The organism is Pseudomonas sp. B7(2017) (assembly GCF_002112745.1).
Classification (GTDB): Bacteria; Pseudomonadota; Gammaproteobacteria; order Pseudomonadales; family Pseudomonadaceae; genus Aquipseudomonas; species Aquipseudomonas ekonensis.
Genome location: NZ_NEIP01000007.1, coordinates 1 through 18858, shown reverse-complemented (window position 1 = coordinate 18858; position 18858 = coordinate 1). Strand labels below are relative to the sequence as shown.

Genomic DNA, 18858 nt, shown 5'->3' with positions numbered 1-18858 from the left:
AAAGTACCAACACTTAACCAACTAATAAGCACGACGGAGAAACACCATGAAACCTACAATGGCCCTCAAACCACTGGTTTTCGCACTTGCAGCAGTGATGGCAATCGCAGCACAGGCAGGCGGCCGTGATGACAATCACGGTCATGGTAACGGCCACGGCAACGGTCATGGCCACGATCCAAAAGGCCCGACCCTTGAGCAAATCCTTCAGATCACCGCCGGCGCCGGCGCCGCTGTGCTGGACGAACAGAACAGCGACGGCAACGTGGTGAAAAACCAAGGCACCAAAAACGATGCCAAGGCTGACAACTCGCTGAACAACTCCAACGGCAACATGGGCGCCAACGTGGCCGCCGGCGACGGCAACCAACAAGACAACGCCGCTGCCCTGGCCACCGCCGACGAAAGCTTCATCTTCGGTACCGCTGTTGCTGCCTCGAGCGCCACTCAAGTCAACAACAACAACTATGTGAAAAACTCGTCGACCACCAACAGCGCTACTCTGAACAACGCTGGCAACAACGGCTCCGGGAACATCGGCGTCAACGTGACTTCCGGCAACTTCAACCAACAGAAAAACAACCTGGCGATCGCTGTTTCGGGTGGCCGTGTAGCCAACGCCGCCGCTGCCGCCAACCAGTCCTCCACTGGCCTGGTCGTCGACAACAAAGGCGTGCAGACCTACAAAAAAGACACCCTTACCGGAACCTTCTCTGCCGCTGGCGTCTTCGCCGCCAAAGGCACCGCAACCATCGAAGGCGACGATCACCATGGCGGCCACGGCGGCTATGGCAACGACAACCGTGGCGGCGGTCGTGACGACGATCAAAAAGCCAAATTCGAAGCCGTTGGTGTCTTCGGTCTGGCTGGCGTCACCACCCAACAAGTGCTGACCAAAGACGGCTGGAAAAACCCTGTGACCAACACCGCCAACATGACCGGTTCGATGAACAACTTCTCCGGCAACGGTGGAGCCAACGTATCGGCAGGTGTGGGCAACCAACAAAGCAACTCGCTGTCCATCGCCGCAGGCTGCAAAGCCTGCATGTAACCGCGATCAAAACGAAAGCCCCGGAAACGGGGCTTTTCGTCGGTCCCACAAGGCGTACCCGACCATGCGTACAACTGCCCTCATCGCCCTGCTTTGCCTGTCCGGCCTGACCCAGGCCGCTCAGATACCGGTGGCCGCCCTGCCCGGTGGCGTACTGGTCTATAAGGACGTGCAAAGCCTGCGTGAGCGCAAGTTTGCCGACATCGTCGAACAGAAAACCGACTTCAGCTGCGGCGCCGCCGCACTGGCGACGGTGTTGCGCCAGGCCTATTGGCTCGACGTCGATGAGGAGCACATCATCAAAGGCATGCTGGTCAACGCAGACCAGGACCTTGTCCGTACTCAAGGTTTCTCCATGCTGGACATGAAGCGCTACGTGGAAAGCATCGGCATGCGCGCCAGGGGCTACCGGATACCGGCCGACAAACTCGAGTCGGTGAGCATTCCGGTCGTGGTACTGATGGAGATTCGCGGCTACAAGCATTTTGTGGTGCTGCAGCGGGCGGACAAGGATTGGGTCTACATCGGAGACCCGGTTTTAGGACACAAACGCTACGCCCACAATGACTTTGTCAAAGGTTGGAACGGCATCGTCTTTGCCATCGTCGGCCCCGGATACGACAAGACCAATGCATTGCGCAGTCCTCCGGAACCGCTGACGGCCAAGAACAAGCTGGATACTTTCAACCCCGTCAAAGATGCTGAACTGATGGACTTCGGGTTCATACAGAGCGACTTCTTCTAATCGCCGATTACAAGAATGGGGCTGGATGTCCCGGGAGCAGCGGATGAAAACCTCATATTGGCTGGCCGCCGCCTGCCTGGCAGCGAGCGCATCAAGCTTTGCCAATGCAGGATTCAAACCCATTGAAATCAAGGACCAAGAGCTCGCCGAGCTTCGCGGTCGCTACGTCATGCCGGGCCGGATCATCAGCTTCGGTGTGGTCATGAGCAGCACCTGGCGCAACGCCAGCGGCGACATGATCGGGGCGTCGGCCTCGATGCAACTCCAAGCGGCAACGGTAAAACCCGAATTCTATGTCTCGACCATCAAGGAAACCGGTAACGGCAGCCCCCTGCAGACGGGGACCGGCAACGTCATTGGTGGCGCAGGACTGAACAGCAGCCAGGGCGTGACGCAAAGCGTACGCGCCGCCGGCGACAGCAACACCGCCTACAACAACGTGGCGATCAACGTCAAAGAGGCCAACCAGGCACCGGCACTGGTGCCTGCCCAGGGGCAAGCCCTGATGGCCGGACAGACCATTTCCGGCAGCAACGCCGCCGGCAGCGTGGCGGTCTCCGCCACCGGCGGAGGCGTGCAGATGGCCATTCAGGCCGCCGGCAACCAAGGGACGGCCCTGCAACAGGTCGCCCAGGGCGGGCTTTTGCAGAACAGCCGCCTGCTCGGCAACGCCAACGTCGTCAATAACCTGACGCAACTCAACGTAGTCCTCAGCAACAACGGCATGAGCGCCGGCGCGCTGGACTGCAATCTCACTCAACTCAGGGCACTACGCAACATCGGATATTGAACTACGCTGAGTCTCGACCATTGGGCTTGAAGGGACGGCTTATTCATGTATCGATCAGTTTCACTGCGTGCGGCTGTATGTTTGAGTACTCTACTTCCCGCCGCAGCATTGCATGCGGCGCCGGACGCGGACGTAGAGGCCCTGAAACAGGAACTTCTGGAGCTTAAGCAACGATACGAAGTGCAACAAAAGGCCCTGGCGGTGCTCGAGCAGCGGGTCCGCCAGGTCGAGGACCAACCCGCTTCACCACCGCCCAAGCGCCTGGCCAAGTCGCCGGCCGACATGAAAGGCAACAAGCAGGTCGCCGGCACCGGGGCCGCAGCCGCGTCGGGGGGCGCAGCGGGGGGAAGCGGCGCATCCTATGGCCAATCGCTGGCCGACGACTCGCAACCGGCGCAGAGCGTGTCCAACCTGTACGACGAGGCCAGCGGCTTCTTCGGCGGCGGCAAGTTCAGCTTCGAGACCGGCATCACCTATTCGCGCTACGACACGCGCCAGCTGATCCTCAACGGTTTCCTCGCGCTGGACTCGATCTTCCTGGGCAACATCAACCTGGACCGGATCAAGGCCGACACCTGGACCCTTGACCTCACCGGCCGCTACAACTTCGACAACCGCTGGCAGTTCGACCTGAACGTGCCGGTCGTGTACCGCGACTCGACCTACCAGTCCGGCGGCGGCAACAACGGCGCCGCCAACGTCACCACCGAACAGGACGTGAGCCGCGACCCGACCATCGGCGACGTCAACTTCGGCATCGCCTACAAGTTCATGGACGAGTCGGTCAACACGCCGGATGCGGTGGTCACGTTGCGGGTCAAGGCCCCTACCGGCAAGGATCCGTTCGGCATCAAGCTGCGCCAGACCGACGCCAACAGCAACCTGTTCGTGCCGGACACCCTGCCCACCGGCAACGGCGTCTGGTCGATCACGCCCGGCATCTCGCTGGTCAAGACCTTCGACCCGGCCGTGCTGTTCGGCAGCCTGTCCTATACCCACAACCTGGAGGAGTCCTTCGACGACATCAGCTCCACGGTCAACCAGAAGACGCCGGGCAAGGTGCGCATCGGCGACAGCTTCCAGATCGGCGCCGGCATCGCGTTCGCGCTGAACGAGAAGATGAGTATGTCGTTCTCCGTCTCGGACCTTGTGCAACGCAAGAGCAAGCTCAAGCAGGACGGCGGGGATTGGGAATCGGTGGTGTCCAGCGACGCCAACGCCGGTTACTTCAACGTCGGCATGACCATCGCGGCCACCGACAACCTGACCATCGTGCCCAACCTGTCCATCGGCATGACCGACGATGCCCCGGACTTCTCCTTCAGCCTGAAATTCCCGTACTACTTCTGACGGGCGCCCATGCAAAAGGCCCGCTGCGATCCCTGTCGCAGCGGGCCTTTTCAGTTTCCCCTCCCCCGGGGAAACACCGCGCCCTAGCGGATCTGGTGCTTGTGCAGCAAACGGTAGAAGGTCGGCCTCGAGACGCCCAGCACCTTGGCGGCCACGCTGAGGTTGTCGCTGTGGCGGTTCAGCACGTCGCACAGCGCCTGGCGTTCGGCCCGGGTCTTGTAGTCTTCGAGGGTGCCCATGGGGGTCGTGACCGACTGCTGGCTGATCAGCCCCAGGTCGCGGGCCTCGATCTGCCGCCCTTCGGCCAGCACCAGGCCGCGGCGCACTCGGTTGGCCAGTTCGCGGACATTGCCGGGCCAGTCGTGCTTGCCCATGGCGATCAGGGCGTCTTCGCTGAAGCTGCGCGGGCGCCGGCCGGTCTCGTGGCTGTAGAAATGGGAAAAGTGGTTGGCCAGCATCGACAGGTCGCCGTGGCGCTCGCGCAGCGGCGCGGTCACCACCTGCAATACGTTCAGCCGGTAGTACAGGTCTTCGCGAAAACGTTTCTTCTCGATGGCCGCCTCAAGGTCGACGTGGGTGGCCGCCAGAACGCGCACATCCACCGGAATCGGCTGGCTGCCGCCGACCCGTTCGATGTGTTTTTCCTGGAGAAACCGCAGCAGGTTGGCCTGGAGCTCCAGCGGCAGGTCGCCGATCTCGTCCAAAAACAGCGTGCCGCCGTTGGCCGCCTCGATGCGCCCGACCTTGCGCTGATGGGCGCCGGTGAACGCGCCTTTCTCGTGGCCGAACAGTTCGGACTGGATCAGATGCTCGGGAATCGCCCCGCAGTTGATGGCCACGAACGGCTTGCTGTGACGTTGGGACTGGCGGTGCAGCGTGCGGGCGACCAATTCCTTGCCGGTGCCGCTTTCGCCGCGGATCAGCACCGGCGACTCGGTGGGCGCCAGTTTGCTCAGCAGCTTGCGAAGTTCACGGATCGGCTTGCTGTCGCCGAGCAGTTCGTGCTCCGGCTGATCGACGTGGATCGTGCCCTGGCCGCGCAGGCGCGCCATGCCGAACGCCCGGCCCAGGGTCACCTGCACCCGCGAGACGTCGAACGGCAAGGTATGGAAATCGAAGAACCATTCGCAGACGAAGTCCCCGACATTCTGCAGACGCAGCACTTCCTGGTTGAGGACGGCGATCCACTCGGTGCCGCTGCGGCTGATCAGCTCCTTGACCGCCTCCGGGCGCTCCAAATGAAAAGGCTGCAAACGCAACAGGCCGACATCGCAGGTGCGGTCGGCGGCGTTTTCCAGCGAACAGCTGTCGACATCCCAGCCCACGGCACGCAAACCGGGCAGCAGGCGGTGACAATCGTCACAGGGGTCGACCACCAATAGTCGTCGTAGGGCAGGCGCTTCGCTCATGACTGTTCCTTGGCGCCAAATTATGGGAAATGATCGCAAAAACAGTCATTTGGCAGACCTGGCTGTAACATTAGCAAGAATTTGACGGCACCTTGTATCAATTGCTTATAGGCGTACAAGTGAAGCAGTTATAAGTAACCGGTTTATTAGTTAGCTATCGACATGATTCTTTCACCAGGCTTTCAAAAGCGCCCGGACAATTGCCGGATCGGAAGAAAGTTGAAATTTCTTCGAATCCTGTGTGACCCGTCCCCCGGTTGCGTGCATCAGTACAAGTAACCAGCCGAACGGTAAGCCCAACCGACGGCACATCACTTGATTGGGCACTACAGAGAGAAGACCCCATGACCGCCCCGCTCCGTATCAACGAAGCTCTTTTGATTGCCAACCGCGCGTTCGAGCCCTTCCAATGCGTGGCCTGGGCCCCACAAGACGGCAACGGCGAACTGAACCTGACCGTCATCGACCGCACCAACTCCCAGATCGGCCGCACGAAGATCCCGAGCAGCGCCTACTCCGACCCGGCGCAACTCGAACACCTGCTGCAACGGGCCCGCGCCGAACTGAGCGAAGAAGGCTACACGCTGCAATCCTGGTCGATGCCACACTGATCCGGGGCGATGCGGATGACGTTCCTGTCATCCGCCCCTCTTGCGCTTAGTTGCCGCATCCCTTCTTTTATTAGCGCACTCGCGTACAACTTTCTTCACAAGTTGAAGGCCCGAATACTTGGCAGGCTTGCGACTGGTTCAGAAAGTCATTGTTCTGGCACAGTGCGACCCTCCACCTGTTACTTCTGTCAGTTGTACTTGCACTCTTTCAAGGATTGAATGGGTCGCTCATGCAGTTGCCCGACCGACTTCCCGGTGTCGGCCGACTCGCAAGGAGACGCGTGCATGCCCACCCAGACCGCTTATGCGTTACCCGCACCTGCCGACAACGCCGGTCAACTGGACACCTCTTTTGCCGCCAACGGCGTCGCCCGGGTCTACTTCGCCGGCAGCCGCTCCAGCCTCACCCAGGGTGTGGCGCTCGATGCCCAAGGCCGGATTCTGGTGGCCGCCAAGGTCGGCACGGACCAAGGCAGCCGTTTCGGCCTTGCCCGTCTGCTGCCGGACGGTTCGGCAGACCTGAGCTTCGGCCTGCACGGGAGCGTGATCGGTGCCTACGCCGACGGCTACGAGGCCACCGCCGGCAAGGTGCTGGTACTGCCTGACGGACGGATCCTGCTGGCCGGCCTGCATTATGAAAACACCCACCGCACCCTGCCCGCCCTCGCCCTCTTTGACTGCCACGGCCGCCCCGACGGTGCGTTCGGCGAGGACGGCCGGCAAGTCGTGCGCTTGCCGGGCGACCTGTCCATGGGCTCGCGCGACTCTTGGCTGCCGCCCGGCGTCCCCGGTGCCGAGGCATGCGACGTCGCCTTGCAGCCCGACGGCCGGATCCTGCTGATCGCCAATCACCATTTCGAACTCGCCGACCATGCCGGCATCCTGATCCGCCTCACACCCGGCGGCCAACCGGACAGCACCTTCAATGGCCGCGGCTTCGTGATGGTTCGCCACCTGCTGCTGAACACTTGGCTCAGCAGCCTGCTGCTGCAGCAGGACGGGCGCATCGTGGTCGCCGGCTCCATCGATTTCCCTCAAGAGGGGCTGCTGGCGCGTTACCTGCCGGACGGCCGACTGGACGAGCGCTTCGCCGTGGACGGGTTCATGGCGTTCAAGGCCGGGGGCCAGAGCGCGCTGGTGAGCCAGGTCCTCGAATCCGCCGAGCGCCTGCATTGCCTGGGCAGCAGCCGCGATCCGATCCGCTGCCTGTCACTGACGCTTCACGTCAACGGCCGCCCGGATGTGCATTGCAACGGCGCGCGACCGCACCTGCTGGAAATCGGCCACAGCGGTTGCCAGTGGACCGCCGCCGTCCGGATGGCGGATGGTCGGATCATCGCGGCCGGCGCCACTATCGGCGGCGTCGAAGCGGATTTCATCGTCGCCCGCTACCTGGCGGATGGCCGGCCGGACCGGTGCTTCGGCGACGGCAACGGCTGGCTGCGCACGCGGCTGGGGCACAGTCTGGACACCGCCACATCCATGGCCCTAGAGCGCGACGGCGGGATTCTGGTCGGCGGCTACTCGCTTGACGGCAATTACCGTGCTGTCGTGGCGCGTTATCTGAATCAATAAGAGAAAACTCCTACGCTTGATCTTGATCGAAGCTTGCGGCACCGTGCGCGCTTCTTAAGACAAGGAGCAACCGATGTCCGGCTCGATGGCCCAAGCGTTCGCGCACAATTTTCTCGGGCACTCTCCCCGTTGGTACAAGGCGTGCATCGTCGGGTTCCTGATACTCAACGCGCTGGTGTTGTGGACGGCAGGCCCGGTGGCTGCCGGCTGGCTGCTGGTGGTCGAATTCATTTTCACCCTGGCGATGGCGCTCAAGTGCTACCCCCTGATGCCGGGCGGCCTGCTGCTGATCGAAGCGCTGCTGCTGAACATGACCACGCCGCAAGCCATCTACGATGAGCTGGTGCACAACTTCCCCGTGATCCTGCTGCTGATGTTCATGGTCGCCGGCATCTACTTCATGAAGGATCTGCTGCTGTTCCTGTTCTCGCGCCTGCTGCTGGGCGTGCGCTCCAAGGCGCTGCTGGCGTTGATGTTCTGCTTTCTGTCGGCGTTCCTGTCGGCGTTTCTCGACGCGCTGACCGTCACCGCCGTGATCATCAGCGCCGCTGTGGGCTTCTACTCGGTGTACCACCGCGTGGCCTCCGGCAACGATCCTCGCCAGGACAGCGAGTTCAACGATGACCAGCATCTGCCCGTGCTGCACCACGGGGATCTGGAGCAGTTCCGCGCCTTCCTGCGCAGCCTGCTGATGCACGGCGCGGTCGGCACGGCCCTGGGCGGCGTATGCACGCTGGTGGGCGAGCCGCAGAACCTGCTGATCGGCCATGAGATGGGTTGGCACTTCGCCGAGTTCTTCAGCAAGGTCGCGCCGGTGTCTCTGCCGGTGCTGGTGGCCGGCCTTACGACCTGCGTACTGCTGGAGAAGCTGCGCTGGTTCGGTTACGGCACGCTGCTGCCGGACAACGTTCGCGCCGTGCTGGCCAACTATGCCGCCGAAGACAACGCCGAACGCACCCCGCGCCAACGCGCCGCCCTGCTGGTGCAAGGCGCCGCCGCTCTGATCCTGATTGCCGGGCTGGCCCTGCACATCGCCGAGGTCGGCCTGATCGGGCTGATGGTGATCGTGCTGATCACCGCCTTCACCGGCATCACCGATGAACACCGGCTGGGCAGCGCCTTCAAGGACGCCATGCCCTTCACCGCCCTGTTGGTGGTGTTCTTTGCGGTGGTCGCGGTGATTCACGACCAGCAACTGTTCGCGCCGTTGATCCGCTGGGTGCTGGCGCTGCCGGCCGAGCAGCAGCCGGGCATGCTGTTCATCGCCAACGGTCTGCTGTCGGCGATCAGCGACAACGTGTTCGTGGCCACGATCTACATCACCGAAGTGAAGCAGGCGTTCCTGTCCGGCCACATGAGCCGCGAGCATTTCGAGACGCTGGCGATCGCGATCAACACCGGCACCAACCTGCCGAGCGTGGCGACTCCCAATGGTCAGGCGGCGTTCCTGTTCCTCCTGACCTCGGCCATCGCGCCGCTGGTGCGCCTGTCATATGGGCGCATGGTGTGGATGGCGTTGCCGTACACCGTGGTGATGGGCGTTTTGGGCTGGTATGCGGTGAGCTATTGGCTGTAGCCGACATTTTCAGGGCCTGACACGCCGCCATCGCCAGCAGGCTGGCTCCCACAGAGTTTGCGGTGGCCCACAGTCAGCATTCCCCCAGCAAACCTGGGGGAGCCAGCCTGCCGGCGATGGCGTCAGCATGAGCCCCCTACCGGGGCAGGATGTACCGCTCGATGGCCTGCGCCACGCCGTCTTCGCTGTTCGAGCCGGTCACCGCATCGGCCTGGCGCCGGATCTCCTCCGGTGCCTGCCCCATCGCAATCGACAGCCCGGCGCAGTGGAACATCGCCGGGTCGTTGCCGCCGTCGCCGATGGCGGCGGTCTGGGCCAAGGGGATGCCCAGGTATTCGGCCAGCGTCACCAACGCGGTGCCTTTGTTGGCCTCCAGCGCCGTCACGTCCAGATAGACCGGCTGCGAGCGCGACACCTGGGCCATGCCGTCGACCTGCGGCAACAGGCGCGCCTCCAGCTCGATCAACAGCTCGGTGTTGTCGCTGGCGGCCACGATCTTGGAGATGCGTTCCAGGTAGGGTTCGAAGCTGTCCACCACCATCGGCGGGTAACCGAGCCCGTGCTGCTCGCGCGGCACCATCGGCCCGTGCGGATCCTTGAGCAGCCAGTCGTCGCCGCTGAACACCCAGATTTCGATGTCCGGCCGGTCGGCGAACAGCGCCAGCGCCGTCAGCGCGGCGGTGGCCGGCAAGTGGTGGGCCGCCAGCAGGCTGCCGTCCGGGTTGACGATCGTGCCGCCGTTGAAGCCCGCCGTCGGCAAATCGACGCCCAACGCCTCGATCTGCTGTCGCATGGCCCTGGGTGGACGTCCGGTGGCGAGGCTGAACAGCACGCCGGCCTCGCGCAAGGCGCGCACGGCTTCGACCGTGCGCGGGCTCAGGCTGTGGTCGGCCCGCAGCAGCGTGCCGTCCATGTCGCTGAGCAGAAAACGGATGGGTTGCGGCGCAGTGTCACTCATCCCAGGCCATGCCAGACGCGGCCGTCGCGGGTCAGCAGTTCGTTGGCCGCTTCCGGGCCGTCTTCGCCGGCCGCATAGGCCTGCACGCTCGCATCCTGCTGCCAGGCGTCGAGGAACGGCTGCACCGCCCGCCAGCCGTTCTCGATGTTGTCGGCGCGCTGGAACAGCGTCTGGTCGCCGGTGAGGCAGTCGTAGATCAGCGTCTCGTAGCCGGTGGACGGCTGCATCTCGAAGAAGTCCTTGTAGGCGAAACCCAGTTCGATGTTAGCCATGTTCAGCGCAGGCCCCGGCCGCTTGGCCAGCAGGTCGAACCACATGCCTTCGTTGGGCTGGATCTGGATGCGCAGGTAGGTCGGCTGCAGCTCGTCCACTTCGGTGTCGCGGAACTGCGCATAAGGCGCCGGCTTGAAGCAGATGACGATCTCGGTGTCGCGCACGCTCATGCGCTTGCCGGTGCGCAAGTAGAACGGCACGCCGACCCAGCGCCAGTTGTCGATCATCACCTTCAGCGCCACGTAGGTTTCCGTGGTGCTGTCCGGCGAAACGTTGGCCTCTTCGCGGTAACCGGCCAACGGCTTGCCGTCCAGGGCTCCGGCGCCGTACTGGCCACGCACCGAGTTGGCCCGCGCCTCTTCCGTGGTCCAGGGGCGGATGGCGCCGACCACCTTGGCCTTCTCGCCGCGCACCGCGTCGGCGCCGAACGCGGCCGGCGGCTCCATGGCGACCATCGCCAGCAGCTGGAACAGGTGATTGGGCACCATGTCCCGCAGGGCGCCGGTGTTTTCGTAGAAGCTGCCGCGGGTCTCCACGCCGACGGTCTCGGCGGCGGTGATCTGCACGTGGTCGATGTAGTGGTTGTTCCAGAAGGCTTCGAACAGGCTGTTGGAGAACCGGCTGACCAGGATGTTCTGCACGGTTTCCTTGCCCAGGTAATGGTCGATCCGGTAGATCTGCTTCTCTGTCATCACCTTGAGCAAGCAGGTGTTCAAGGCTTCGGCGGTCTTGAGGTCCGAGCCGAACGGCTTTTCGATCACCACCCGCCTGAACGCTTCCGGAGCTTCCTCCAGCAGGCCGGCGCTGCCCAGCCGGCGCACCACCTCGCTGAAGAAACGCGGCGCGGTGGCCAGGTAGAACACCGCGTTGCCGGTGCCGCTGTCGGCGATCTTCGCCGCCAGGGCCGAATAGGTGCCGTCGTCCAGGAAGTCGCCCTGGACGTAGCTGATGTTTTTCGCAAGCTGGGCCCACAAGGCCGGGTCAAGGGACTGGTTGCCCTTGCCGACCTTGCTGGCCACTTCGTCGCGGATGAAGTCTTCGAGTTTCTTCGCGAAGCCTTCATCGCTGATGGCGTTGTGGTCAACGCCGATGATCCGCAGTCCGTCACCGAGCAACCCGTCGCGCTTGAGGTTGTACAGCGCCGGCATCAGCAGGCGCTTGACCAGGTCGCCGTGGGCGCCGAACAGAAACAGCGTGGTCGGCGGCGCGGGCTCGGCCTTGGACTTCCTGCGGATCACATGGGTCATTTCTTCGCGGTCTCCACATGGCCGCCGAAGCCGAAGCGCTGGGCCGAAAGGATCTTGTCGCCGAAGGTGCCCTGGCCACGGGAGCGGTAGCGCGAGAACAGCGAGTTGGACAGCACCGGCACCGGCACCGCTTGTTCCATGGCCGCCTCGATGGTCCATTGGCCTTCGCCGCTGTCCGCGACAGAGCCGGAGAAGCCGTCGAGTTTCGGGTCGGCCGCCAGCGCGTCGGCGGTCAGGTCCAGCAGCCAGGACGACACCACGCTGCCGCGGCGCCACACCTCGGCGATGTCGGCGACGTTCAGGTCGAAGCGCTGATCTTCCGGCAGGCGGTCGCTGGACTTGGTCTTGAGGATGTCGAAGCCTTCGGCGAAGGCCTGCATCATGCCGTACTCGATGCCGTTGTGGATCATCTTGACGAAGTGCCCTGCGCCGGCGGGACCTGCGTGGATGTAGCCGTGCTCGGCACGCGGGTCGTCGGACTTGCGGTCCTTGGTGCGCGGGATGTCGCCCATGCCCGGCGCCAGCGTCTTGAACAGCGGGTCGAGACGGCTGACGGTCGCGGCGTCGCCGCCGATCATCATGCAGTAGCCGCGCTCCAGGCCCCAGACGCCGCCGGAGGTGCCCACGTCGATGTAGTGCAGGCCTTTCTCGGCCAGGGTCTTGGCCCGGCGGATGTCGTCCTTATAGTTGGTGTTGCCGCCGTCGATGATGGTGTCGCCGGCCTCAAGCAGGGTGCTCAGGGTTTCGATGGTCTCTTCGGTCGGCGCGCCGGCCGGCAGCATGACCCACACGGCGCGAGGCTTGGCGAGGCCGGCGACCAGCGCCGGCAGGTCGGCGACGCCCGTGGCGCCCTCGGCGGCCAGGGTGTCCACAAAAGCGGTATTGCGGTCGTAAACAACGGTGGTGTGACCGTCGAGCATCAGGCGCCGCGCAATGTTGCCGCCCATGCGGCCCAGTCCAATAATCCCGAGTTGCATGTGCTGATGCTCCTTACTGCAGTAAAAGTGTGTCAATGGTTATAGCCCAACGCGACTGATGGAGGTTAGTCCGAAGCGTCGTGATGAAGTTTCCGGGCATTGTGCCCGATCCAGACAGATAACGTCGGGAAACGTGGCGAAGACACAACGACCGCAAAAAATAAAAAAGTTCCCATCACAGGCAAAAGAAATCAGAATCGGCGCCGATAGTGAGTCAGGATCCCGGCCACGGGAGCCGATTCACGGTTGAGTCACGCCGTTTGCGAGGTGAGCAATGGGCACAGTACATACCGCAACACCGCCACAAACCCTGTACGTCACGATCCGCCGCGATGAACTGCGCGAGCTGAAGGACGAACGCGATCAGCTCAAGCGGGAATTGGCGCAACTGCGCCTGCTGACGCAGGGCGCCCAGCCCGCCCCGCTGCCGACCCTGCAGCGCCGCCCCAACGCCTGACCCCTCTGCCCCGGGAGCGGCCCGCGCCGTTCCCGTCACGATGCCCGCCTTGCCTTTACGGGCAACTCACAAAGTTTTCACATCTGCTTGTTGATACTCCGCCGATTGAGCCGAGCGAGAGCGTTCGGCTTCCGTTCGTCGGCAAAAGGATGCACCGGCGGTGGTTGTGACGAGTGAGCGGAGCGCTGAATGGCATTGTTCAAACGCAGCAATACGACTGCGACAGGTTTTGACTGGACCGGACTGCTCTGGCTGTTCGTGTTCTTCTGGTACTTTTCGGGCATCACCCAACTGTTGATCCAGCTGACCGGCACCTCCGGGTTCACCGGGTTCCGCCAGGCGTTCGTGATGAGCGCCGTGTGGCTAGCGCCGATGCTGCTGTTCCCCAAACGCACCCGCCTGCTCGCCGCGCTGATCGGCGTGGTGCTGTGGGCCTGCTCGATGGCCAGCCTTGGCTACTTCTTCATCTACCAGCAGGAGTTCTCCCAGAGCGTCATCTTCATCATGTTCGAGTCGAACGTGTCCGAGGCCGGCGAGTACATCACCCAATACTTCGCCTGGTGGATGATTCCGGCGTTCCTCGCCCACACCGCGTTCGCCTGGTTCCTGTGGACACGCCTGCGCCCGGTCTACATGCCCCGTGGCCGCGCGTTCGTGGCGGCGATGGCGATCCTGCTGGCCGTGGTCGGCTATCCGCTGATCAAGCAGACCCAGCGCACCGGCAGCTTCGCCGGCGGTTTCGAGAAGTTCGAGACCCGCATCGAGCCGGCCGTGCCATGGCAGATGGCCGTGGCCTATCACCGCTACCTCGAAACCCTGGGCGAAATGCAGGGCATGCTGCACAGCGCCAGCAAGATCCCGCCGCTGCACAACCTCAAGGATGCGGGCGCCGACCAGCCGGCGACCCTGGTGCTGGTGATCGGCGAGTCCACCAACCGCCAGCGCATGAGCCTCTACGGCTACCCGCGCAAGACCACGCCTGAGCTGGACAAGCTCAAGGATCAACTGACGGTTTTCGACAACGTCATCACCCCGCGCCCTTACACCATCGAGGCGCTGCAGCAGGTGCTGACCTTTGCCGACGAAGAGAACCCGGACCTGTACCTGTCCACGCCGTCGCTGGTGAGCATGATGAAACAGGCCGGCTACAAGACGTTCTGGATCACCAACCAGCAGACCATGACCAAGCGCAACACCATGCTCACGACCTTCTCCGAACAGGCCGACGAGCAGGTGTACCTCAACAACAACCGCAACCAGAACGCCGCCCAGTACGACGGCGATGTGATCGAGCCGTTCAACAAGGCCCTGGCCGACGCGGCGCCGCGCAAGCTCATCGTCGTGCACCTGCTCGGTACCCACATGAGCTACCAGTACCGCTATCCGCCGAGCTTCGACAAGTTCCAGGACCGCGACGGTGTGCCGGCCGGCCTGCGCGACGACCAGGTGCCGACCTACAACAGCTACGACAACGCGGTGCTGTACAACGACTTCGTGGTGTCGAGCCTGATCAAGGACTACGCCAAGTCCGATCCGAACGGCTTCCTGCTGTACCTCTCCGACCACGGCGAAGACGTCTTCGACTCGGTCGGCCACACCACCCTGGGCCGCAACGAGAACAAGCCGACCGCACCGATGTACACCATCCCGTTCATGGCCTGGGCCTCGCCGAAGTGGCGCCAGACCCATGATTGGAACTTCGTCGGCGACCTGAGCCGCCCTTACAGCAGTTCGCACCTGATCCACACCTGGGCGGATCTGGCCGGCCTGAGCTTCGACGAACTGGACCGCAGCAAGAGCCTGGTCAGCGACAGCTTCAAGCCACGCCCGCTGATGATCGGCAACCCGTACGAACGCGAGCAGCGTCCGTTGATCGACTTCAGCCTGATGAAGCCGAAGAAACCGGCGGCCACCGAGGTGGTGCAGCAGCAGTGAGACAAAGGGGCCATCTAAGGCCCCTTTTCATGCGCATGTCCCGTGCGGCCGATGGCCCGATCCCTGTGATCCTGTGATCCTGTGATCCTGTGATCCTGTGATCCTGTGGCGAGGGAGCTTGCTCCCGCTCGGGTGCGCAGCAGCCGCAAAGCCGGGGCACGCGGTGTTCCAGGCAAACCTCGACCGCAGGATTTGGGGCCGCTTCGCAGACCAGCGGGAGCAAGCGCCCTCGCCACAGAGGAATCTACAGCTCATAGAGGTTCCTACAGCTCACACAGAGGGAAGAAACGGGACGGATTTATTTAGCCGTCCACAAAAGCCCGGCACGTCGTAACGAAAGCGACTTTGTTGTTCTTACGAAAATCGACGATGGTCTTGAAGTCGGGTTTGATCCGGTTGATCAACCACATCACCTCGATGTTGCGCTGGCATTCGGCTTCCAGGTGACGGGACGAACGAATGCGCTGGAAATAGCCATAAAGGTAGAGTTTGAGCTGATCGGCGGGGTCGTAGGCGGGGCGCCCGATGGCCTTGGGCTGAGTTTTCTCAAAGCCGAGCTGACCCAGATCCAGCTTGGTGACCTTTACGAAGTGCCATTTTTATCGAAGATACTCCCATACGACGAGTAAATTAGCGCGTTAGCGACAAACAATTACTGGTGGCGTTCAGCTGCATTATTCATTTTTTTAAATGTACAATCAGGCCTGAAGTAGGAATATATACAGTATTAGTGTAGTAAGCCTTGAATCCATAAGCAGTGATATACACCTGGCATGGGATGCTCTCTTGCCCCGCCAACAGAGTCTCTAATACTGCGCCCGAGGTGATCGAGATCGGGATAGATATCTCTCTTTCTTCGGTTGCGTTGAATGATAGTGAAGAGCGGAAATAAAAGCGTCCATCTTTACTGGGTTTGGCGTCAGCTTCCAAAAGGCCCACGCCTCGTGTTTTAATTGTGTGGTTTACATTGAAATTTTTGTCATGATTCAAGGAGCATACGAGTTTAGGGGTGTTTTGATTCTGTTTTTCGTAGATATTGAAAACCTCGATCAGGTTTTGATCTGATTCGAGCGTCACGTAAAGTAGCGCGTCGCCATAGTTTGCAAAACCTACAAACGTCAATGACGCAACCGGGATGTTGGGTGTCCGAGCGCATGCGCTGCAAATTAGTGCAGTGGCCAATATTAGTAATTTTTTAGCTTTAATCATTTTATGTTTTTCACATATGCATCATAAAGGAAGTCCAGCGCACATTTTTCACCTTGAATCGGGGCAACCATCATGTGGCTCGCAAACGCGTGGTTTATGTTGACTGTTGCATTTATCGTTGGGCCTTGGCTCACAACCCATCGTTCTCCGAAGTTGGCAACGTGGTCTGACGCGTCCGACTTTATTGGGTTTGCGCGGATATTGATCCACATGTCGGCAACGGGAGTTGGTTCAGAGTAGTAGATATCAGAGCCCAACCAAACCAGAAAGCCTTTGCCGACAGGATCCAAGGTTATTAGGAGCGCGATTTTGTAACCTTCATCAGACAATATTTTCGAGAGGTGAGCGCCATTCCATCCGCCTAGGCTGTGTCCAACTATATAGATAGGGCATGATCTGTTAGGGATGAGATTGGTGATGTGTTTTTTGATATCACCGTCCCCACGAGCCTCGTTATATCCCCAGACGTATTTTGTGTATTTTTCGGAAAGCTGTGCGTTTTCCATCCTTTTTGACATTAGCAAGTCGACATCATCAATGTTGTGAAATGCACCTTGGAAGTAATAGCTTTCTTGGTCTCCAGCACCACCAATGTAAAAAATAATGGGTTTGGGGGTGGATACAGGCACGGCCTTTATTTGTGAGTTATTCACCGGCGTCAGTGTGTGCGTTGCCGCCAGACTTGCTGAGTTACCACTGGGTAAAATGATTTTCTCTGCTTCCATGTTCTTAATCTTCCAAAAATAACTTGATGCTTTCAGCCAGATGCGAACTCACCACATGGGTATAGCCCTGCGCATCACTGACTCCATGTTCAATGCTGCCATTGGCGCGCTGAATACCGTAGGCATGGTTAGGAATAGGCTCACCCGTAGATTCGTCGACCAGCTTTATCTTGTCGCTGAAGTGCACCGGCATCGACGATAGTCCACTGAAGGGCGCAGGCACGAAGGTGTCACCGATAATGATAGTGCTCGCGCCTGCCGTCACCGTATTGCCATGAGCGCCAACGCTGCCGACGGTGGCGGCATTGAAGCCATTGATTAATACGGTTGAAGAGACACTGCCGGTAATCGGGCTTCCGCACGCTGAGGTGTCGTTTAGGCGGGCAGCGCCCAAGCCTTCGAAGAACACATCTGATGAGCCGGTTACCAGCGAATTGGTGCCGTGACCCAAAACTGGGCACGCAGTGGGATCGGTAATGCGCGCAGCAGGTTTGCCACTCATGGGAACGTCCTTTTCAGGTATTCAAAGGGGGTAGTGGAGGTCAATGGGGGCGTCTGAAAATCGCCAGCATTCATCCATGGGGTTGTACATGGCTCGGTAGCTTTCTTGGGGCGCACTGCAGGCCTTGAGTGCTTGCCAGGCGAGTTCAGTGCAGCCATCCATGGAGTGACTGGAATAATCATCAAGCTGGTTGAGCCAGGAGTTGTAATTGGGCATGCCAACACTGCGGTAGGCATCAAGCAGTGTCTGCGCGACTTCCTCACCCCAATGCAGGAATCGCCCAGGTGCCCACGGGCCGGTCTGGGCATGGACAAACCAGCCAAGGCTGGGCAAACGACCATTTGCTAGGCACAGGGAGCCACGCTGTGAGCTGAGCCCGCAGCATAGAAAGACGCTGAGCCATCCTTGGTGGGCGTGGATGACATCAGTGGGGTCGAATTGCGCCAAAGGGATGGCACGGTAGCCGCTGGTTGGCATTGAGCGGGCGACCAATTCGGCGTCCAATCGCGATACGAATGCTTGTATGGCATTACCATTGCCGCAGGGTGTGCAAAGAATTTCGACCGGTGCGCGGGCTGGGATGTCGCTGCTTCCCAAGATACGAACCACCCCGTAAAGGCGAAGCGAAGTCTTCAAGCCGCTTGGGTGAACAGCTGGGGGCAGCGTGCAGCTGCTGGGGGGCGGCACGGTGCTTGGGGATGAGTGCATTAACTATTTACGTCCATGTAAATTTTCGGGGCGAAAGGATGCACCAGACGGTGCATGGCTTCAATCGCTTTTTCGAATTTGATTTTGGTGTCAATGACTGCTGCGTATGGGCTCCATTCACCGTTTTTGCCGGAGGATGAATGAGCCAGGCAACACTGCGCGGTTCGTGATATTGAATAATGAAACTAAGCCTTGATGCGATGATCAAGTCGAGCTAGTCAGGCGCGCTATCAAAAAACGGGACGGATTTATTTTGCCGTCCCGTTTTCATTCATGGATATCACAGAATCTTTTCAATACTCAGAAAATGCTGTTTAAACAAGTTTAGAAAGAATTCCATCCCCCTTCACTACCTTGCGCCATTGCCTACAGCTACGCCAGAATCCGCCGGCTTGTACGCCTTGGGGGCGGGTTTTATCGTTTGCCTGTCACTGAAAAATCAGTGATCGGGTTTCGCAGCCTGGCTCAATCAAGACGCACAGCGTTCTGTTCCGCTGCCATCGGTGTAGATGGCAGCGCTGCATTATGGTGGCTGTGCGCGGGATACCCTCGGGTATGCCGGGTTCCTTGATTCCCGGTCTGCGAACCTGCGTACAGCTGCCACCTCACTTCGTTTCGCAGCGAATCGTGGCGGCTCCATCAATCAAGGAGCTTCACCATGTTCAAACCCACCCCCAACCCACCTCCCGCCCCCATCACCCCCCCCTACGCATCCACCGACTCGCAAAAACTCCACCACGCCGCCGACCGTCCCCTCGAC

The 18858-nt window shown here is 61.0% G+C and carries 17 protein-coding genes and 1 pseudogene; 9 read left to right on the top strand and 9 right to left on the bottom strand.

The window, feature by feature from the left end; genetic code table 11:
- Window positions 1–46: 46 nt before the first annotated feature.
- The 4 genes from CAG29_RS15030 (at window position 47) to CAG29_RS15015 (ending at window position 3936) form a co-directional block, all read left to right on the top strand.
- Window positions 47–1051, top strand: a complete 1005-nt coding sequence (locus CAG29_RS15030) for a heme utilization protein (protein WP_085586916.1) — start codon at window positions 47–49, stop codon at window positions 1049–1051.
- Window positions 1052–1115: 64 nt separating this feature from the next.
- A complete protein-coding gene (locus tag CAG29_RS15025; RefSeq protein WP_085586915.1) occupies window positions 1116–1796 on the top strand; it encodes a C39 family peptidase in 681 nt (226 codons plus the stop codon).
- 43 nt (window positions 1797–1839) lie between these two features.
- On the top strand, window positions 1840–2586 hold the full coding sequence (locus tag CAG29_RS15020; RefSeq protein WP_085586914.1) for a hypothetical protein: 747 nt from the start codon (window positions 1840–1842) through the stop codon (window positions 2584–2586).
- Between the two features lie 45 nt (window positions 2587–2631).
- On the top strand, window positions 2632–3936 hold the full coding sequence (locus tag CAG29_RS15015) for a transporter (protein ID WP_085586913.1): 1305 nt from the start codon (window positions 2632–2634) through the stop codon (window positions 3934–3936).
- A gap of 83 nt (window positions 3937–4019) precedes the next feature.
- On the opposite strand, the gene CAG29_RS15010 is transcribed toward CAG29_RS15015, so the two are convergent.
- Entirely contained in the window at window positions 4020–5345 is a 1326-nt protein-coding gene (locus tag CAG29_RS15010) for a sigma-54 dependent transcriptional regulator (protein ID WP_085586912.1), read from the bottom strand.
- 344 nt (window positions 5346–5689) lie between these two features.
- On the opposite strand from CAG29_RS15010, the gene CAG29_RS15005 reads away from it, so the two are divergent.
- From CAG29_RS15005 to nhaB, 3 genes are all read left to right on the top strand, one after another.
- A complete protein-coding gene (locus CAG29_RS15005) occupies window positions 5690–5956 on the top strand; it encodes a hypothetical protein (protein WP_085586911.1) in 267 nt (88 codons plus the stop codon).
- Window positions 5957–6241: 285 nt separating this feature from the next.
- Window positions 6242–7531: a hypothetical protein gene (locus CAG29_RS15000; protein ID WP_085586910.1), complete on the top strand. Its 1290-nt coding sequence runs from the start codon at window positions 6242–6244 to the stop codon at window positions 7529–7531.
- 73 nt (window positions 7532–7604) lie between these two features.
- Complete coding sequence (nhaB, locus tag CAG29_RS14995) at window positions 7605–9107, top strand: sodium/proton antiporter NhaB (RefSeq protein ID WP_085586909.1); 1503 nt, start codon at window positions 7605–7607, stop codon at window positions 9105–9107.
- 136 nt (window positions 9108–9243) lie between these two features.
- Here the strand turns inward: nhaB and CAG29_RS14990 are convergent, their stop codons facing one another.
- From CAG29_RS14990 to gnd, 3 genes are read right to left on the bottom strand one after another with little or no spacing between them, the layout of a single operon-like run.
- A complete protein-coding gene (locus CAG29_RS14990) occupies window positions 9244–10065 on the bottom strand; it encodes a Cof-type HAD-IIB family hydrolase (RefSeq protein ID WP_085694696.1) in 822 nt (273 codons plus the stop codon).
- Window positions 10062–11585, bottom strand: coding sequence for a glucose-6-phosphate dehydrogenase (gene zwf, locus CAG29_RS14985; protein ID WP_085694695.1), 1524 nt, complete (start codon window positions 11583–11585; stop codon window positions 10062–10064). The genes CAG29_RS14990 and zwf overlap by 4 nt, the downstream gene beginning before the upstream one ends.
- Window positions 11582–12562, bottom strand: a complete 981-nt coding sequence (gene gnd, locus CAG29_RS14980; RefSeq protein WP_085641191.1) for a phosphogluconate dehydrogenase (NAD(+)-dependent, decarboxylating) — start codon at window positions 12560–12562, stop codon at window positions 11582–11584. The genes zwf and gnd overlap by 4 nt, the downstream gene beginning before the upstream one ends.
- A gap of 274 nt (window positions 12563–12836) precedes the next feature.
- Here gnd and CAG29_RS14975 point away from each other — a divergent pair, with 274 nt between their 5' ends.
- Entirely contained in the window at window positions 12837–13019 is a 183-nt protein-coding gene (locus tag CAG29_RS14975; protein ID WP_085586905.1) for a DUF6026 family protein, read from the top strand.
- Window positions 13020–13208: 189 nt separating this feature from the next.
- Window positions 13209–14954: a phosphoethanolamine transferase CptA gene (locus CAG29_RS14970; RefSeq protein WP_085633798.1), complete on the top strand. Its 1746-nt coding sequence runs from the start codon at window positions 13209–13211 to the stop codon at window positions 14952–14954.
- A gap of 311 nt (window positions 14955–15265) precedes the next feature.
- On the opposite strand, the pseudogene CAG29_RS14965 reads toward CAG29_RS14970, so the two are convergent.
- From CAG29_RS14965 to CAG29_RS28225, 5 genes and pseudogenes are all read right to left on the bottom strand, one after another.
- Window positions 15266–15535 (bottom strand): annotated as a pseudogene (locus CAG29_RS14965) (transposase); the annotation flags it as partial.
- A gap of 97 nt (window positions 15536–15632) precedes the next feature.
- Complete coding sequence (locus tag CAG29_RS28230) at window positions 15633–16163, bottom strand: hypothetical protein (RefSeq protein WP_139831493.1); 531 nt, start codon at window positions 16161–16163, stop codon at window positions 15633–15635.
- Window positions 16160–16888 (bottom strand): alpha/beta hydrolase, encoded by a 729-nt coding sequence (locus CAG29_RS14960; protein ID WP_085694694.1) that lies wholly within the window; start codon window positions 16886–16888, stop codon window positions 16160–16162. Before CAG29_RS14960 ends, CAG29_RS28230 begins: the two co-directional genes overlap by 4 nt.
- A 4-nt stretch (window positions 16889–16892) precedes the next feature.
- Window positions 16893–17390, bottom strand: a complete 498-nt coding sequence (locus tag CAG29_RS14955; RefSeq protein ID WP_085694693.1) for a PAAR domain-containing protein — start codon at window positions 17388–17390, stop codon at window positions 16893–16895.
- A gap of 21 nt (window positions 17391–17411) precedes the next feature.
- Window positions 17412–17987, bottom strand: a complete 576-nt coding sequence (locus tag CAG29_RS28225) for a hypothetical protein (protein ID WP_139831492.1) — start codon at window positions 17985–17987, stop codon at window positions 17412–17414.
- Between the last annotated feature and the right edge of the window lie 871 nt (window positions 17988–18858).

Bases quoted from the DNA above. Each gene is read 5' to 3' on its own strand.
- CAG29_RS15030 (WP_085586916.1), top strand. From the start codon at position 47: ATGAAACCTACAATGGCCCTCAAACCACTGGTTTTCGCACTTGCAGCA.
- CAG29_RS15025 (WP_085586915.1), top strand. From the start codon at position 1,116: ATGCGTACAACTGCCCTCATCGCCCTGCTTTGCCTGTCCGGCCTGACC.
- CAG29_RS15020 (WP_085586914.1), top strand. From the start codon at position 1,840: ATGAAAACCTCATATTGGCTGGCCGCCGCCTGCCTGGCAGCGAGCGCA.
- CAG29_RS15015 (WP_085586913.1), top strand. From the start codon at position 2,632: ATGTATCGATCAGTTTCACTGCGTGCGGCTGTATGTTTGAGTACTCTA.
- CAG29_RS15010 (WP_085586912.1), bottom strand. From the start codon at position 5,345: ATGAGCGAAGCGCCTGCCCTACGACGACTATTGGTGGTCGACCCCTGT.
- CAG29_RS15005 (WP_085586911.1), top strand. From the start codon at position 5,690: ATGACCGCCCCGCTCCGTATCAACGAAGCTCTTTTGATTGCCAACCGC.
- CAG29_RS15000 (WP_085586910.1), top strand. From the start codon at position 6,242: ATGCCCACCCAGACCGCTTATGCGTTACCCGCACCTGCCGACAACGCC.
- nhaB (WP_085586909.1), top strand. From the start codon at position 7,605: ATGTCCGGCTCGATGGCCCAAGCGTTCGCGCACAATTTTCTCGGGCAC.
- CAG29_RS14990 (WP_085694696.1), bottom strand. From the start codon at position 10,065: ATGAGTGACACTGCGCCGCAACCCATCCGTTTTCTGCTCAGCGACATG.
- zwf (WP_085694695.1), bottom strand. From the start codon at position 11,585: ATGACCCATGTGATCCGCAGGAAGTCCAAGGCCGAGCCCGCGCCGCCG.
- gnd (WP_085641191.1), bottom strand. From the start codon at position 12,562: ATGCAACTCGGGATTATTGGACTGGGCCGCATGGGCGGCAACATTGCG.
- CAG29_RS14975 (WP_085586905.1), top strand. From the start codon at position 12,837: ATGGGCACAGTACATACCGCAACACCGCCACAAACCCTGTACGTCACG.
- CAG29_RS14970 (WP_085633798.1), top strand. From the start codon at position 13,209: ATGGCATTGTTCAAACGCAGCAATACGACTGCGACAGGTTTTGACTGG.
- CAG29_RS28230 (WP_139831493.1), bottom strand. From the start codon at position 16,163: ATGATTAAAGCTAAAAAATTACTAATATTGGCCACTGCACTAATTTGC.
- CAG29_RS14960 (WP_085694694.1), bottom strand. From the start codon at position 16,888: ATGGAAGCAGAGAAAATCATTTTACCCAGTGGTAACTCAGCAAGTCTG.
- CAG29_RS14955 (WP_085694693.1), bottom strand. From the start codon at position 17,390: ATGAGTGGCAAACCTGCTGCGCGCATTACCGATCCCACTGCGTGCCCA.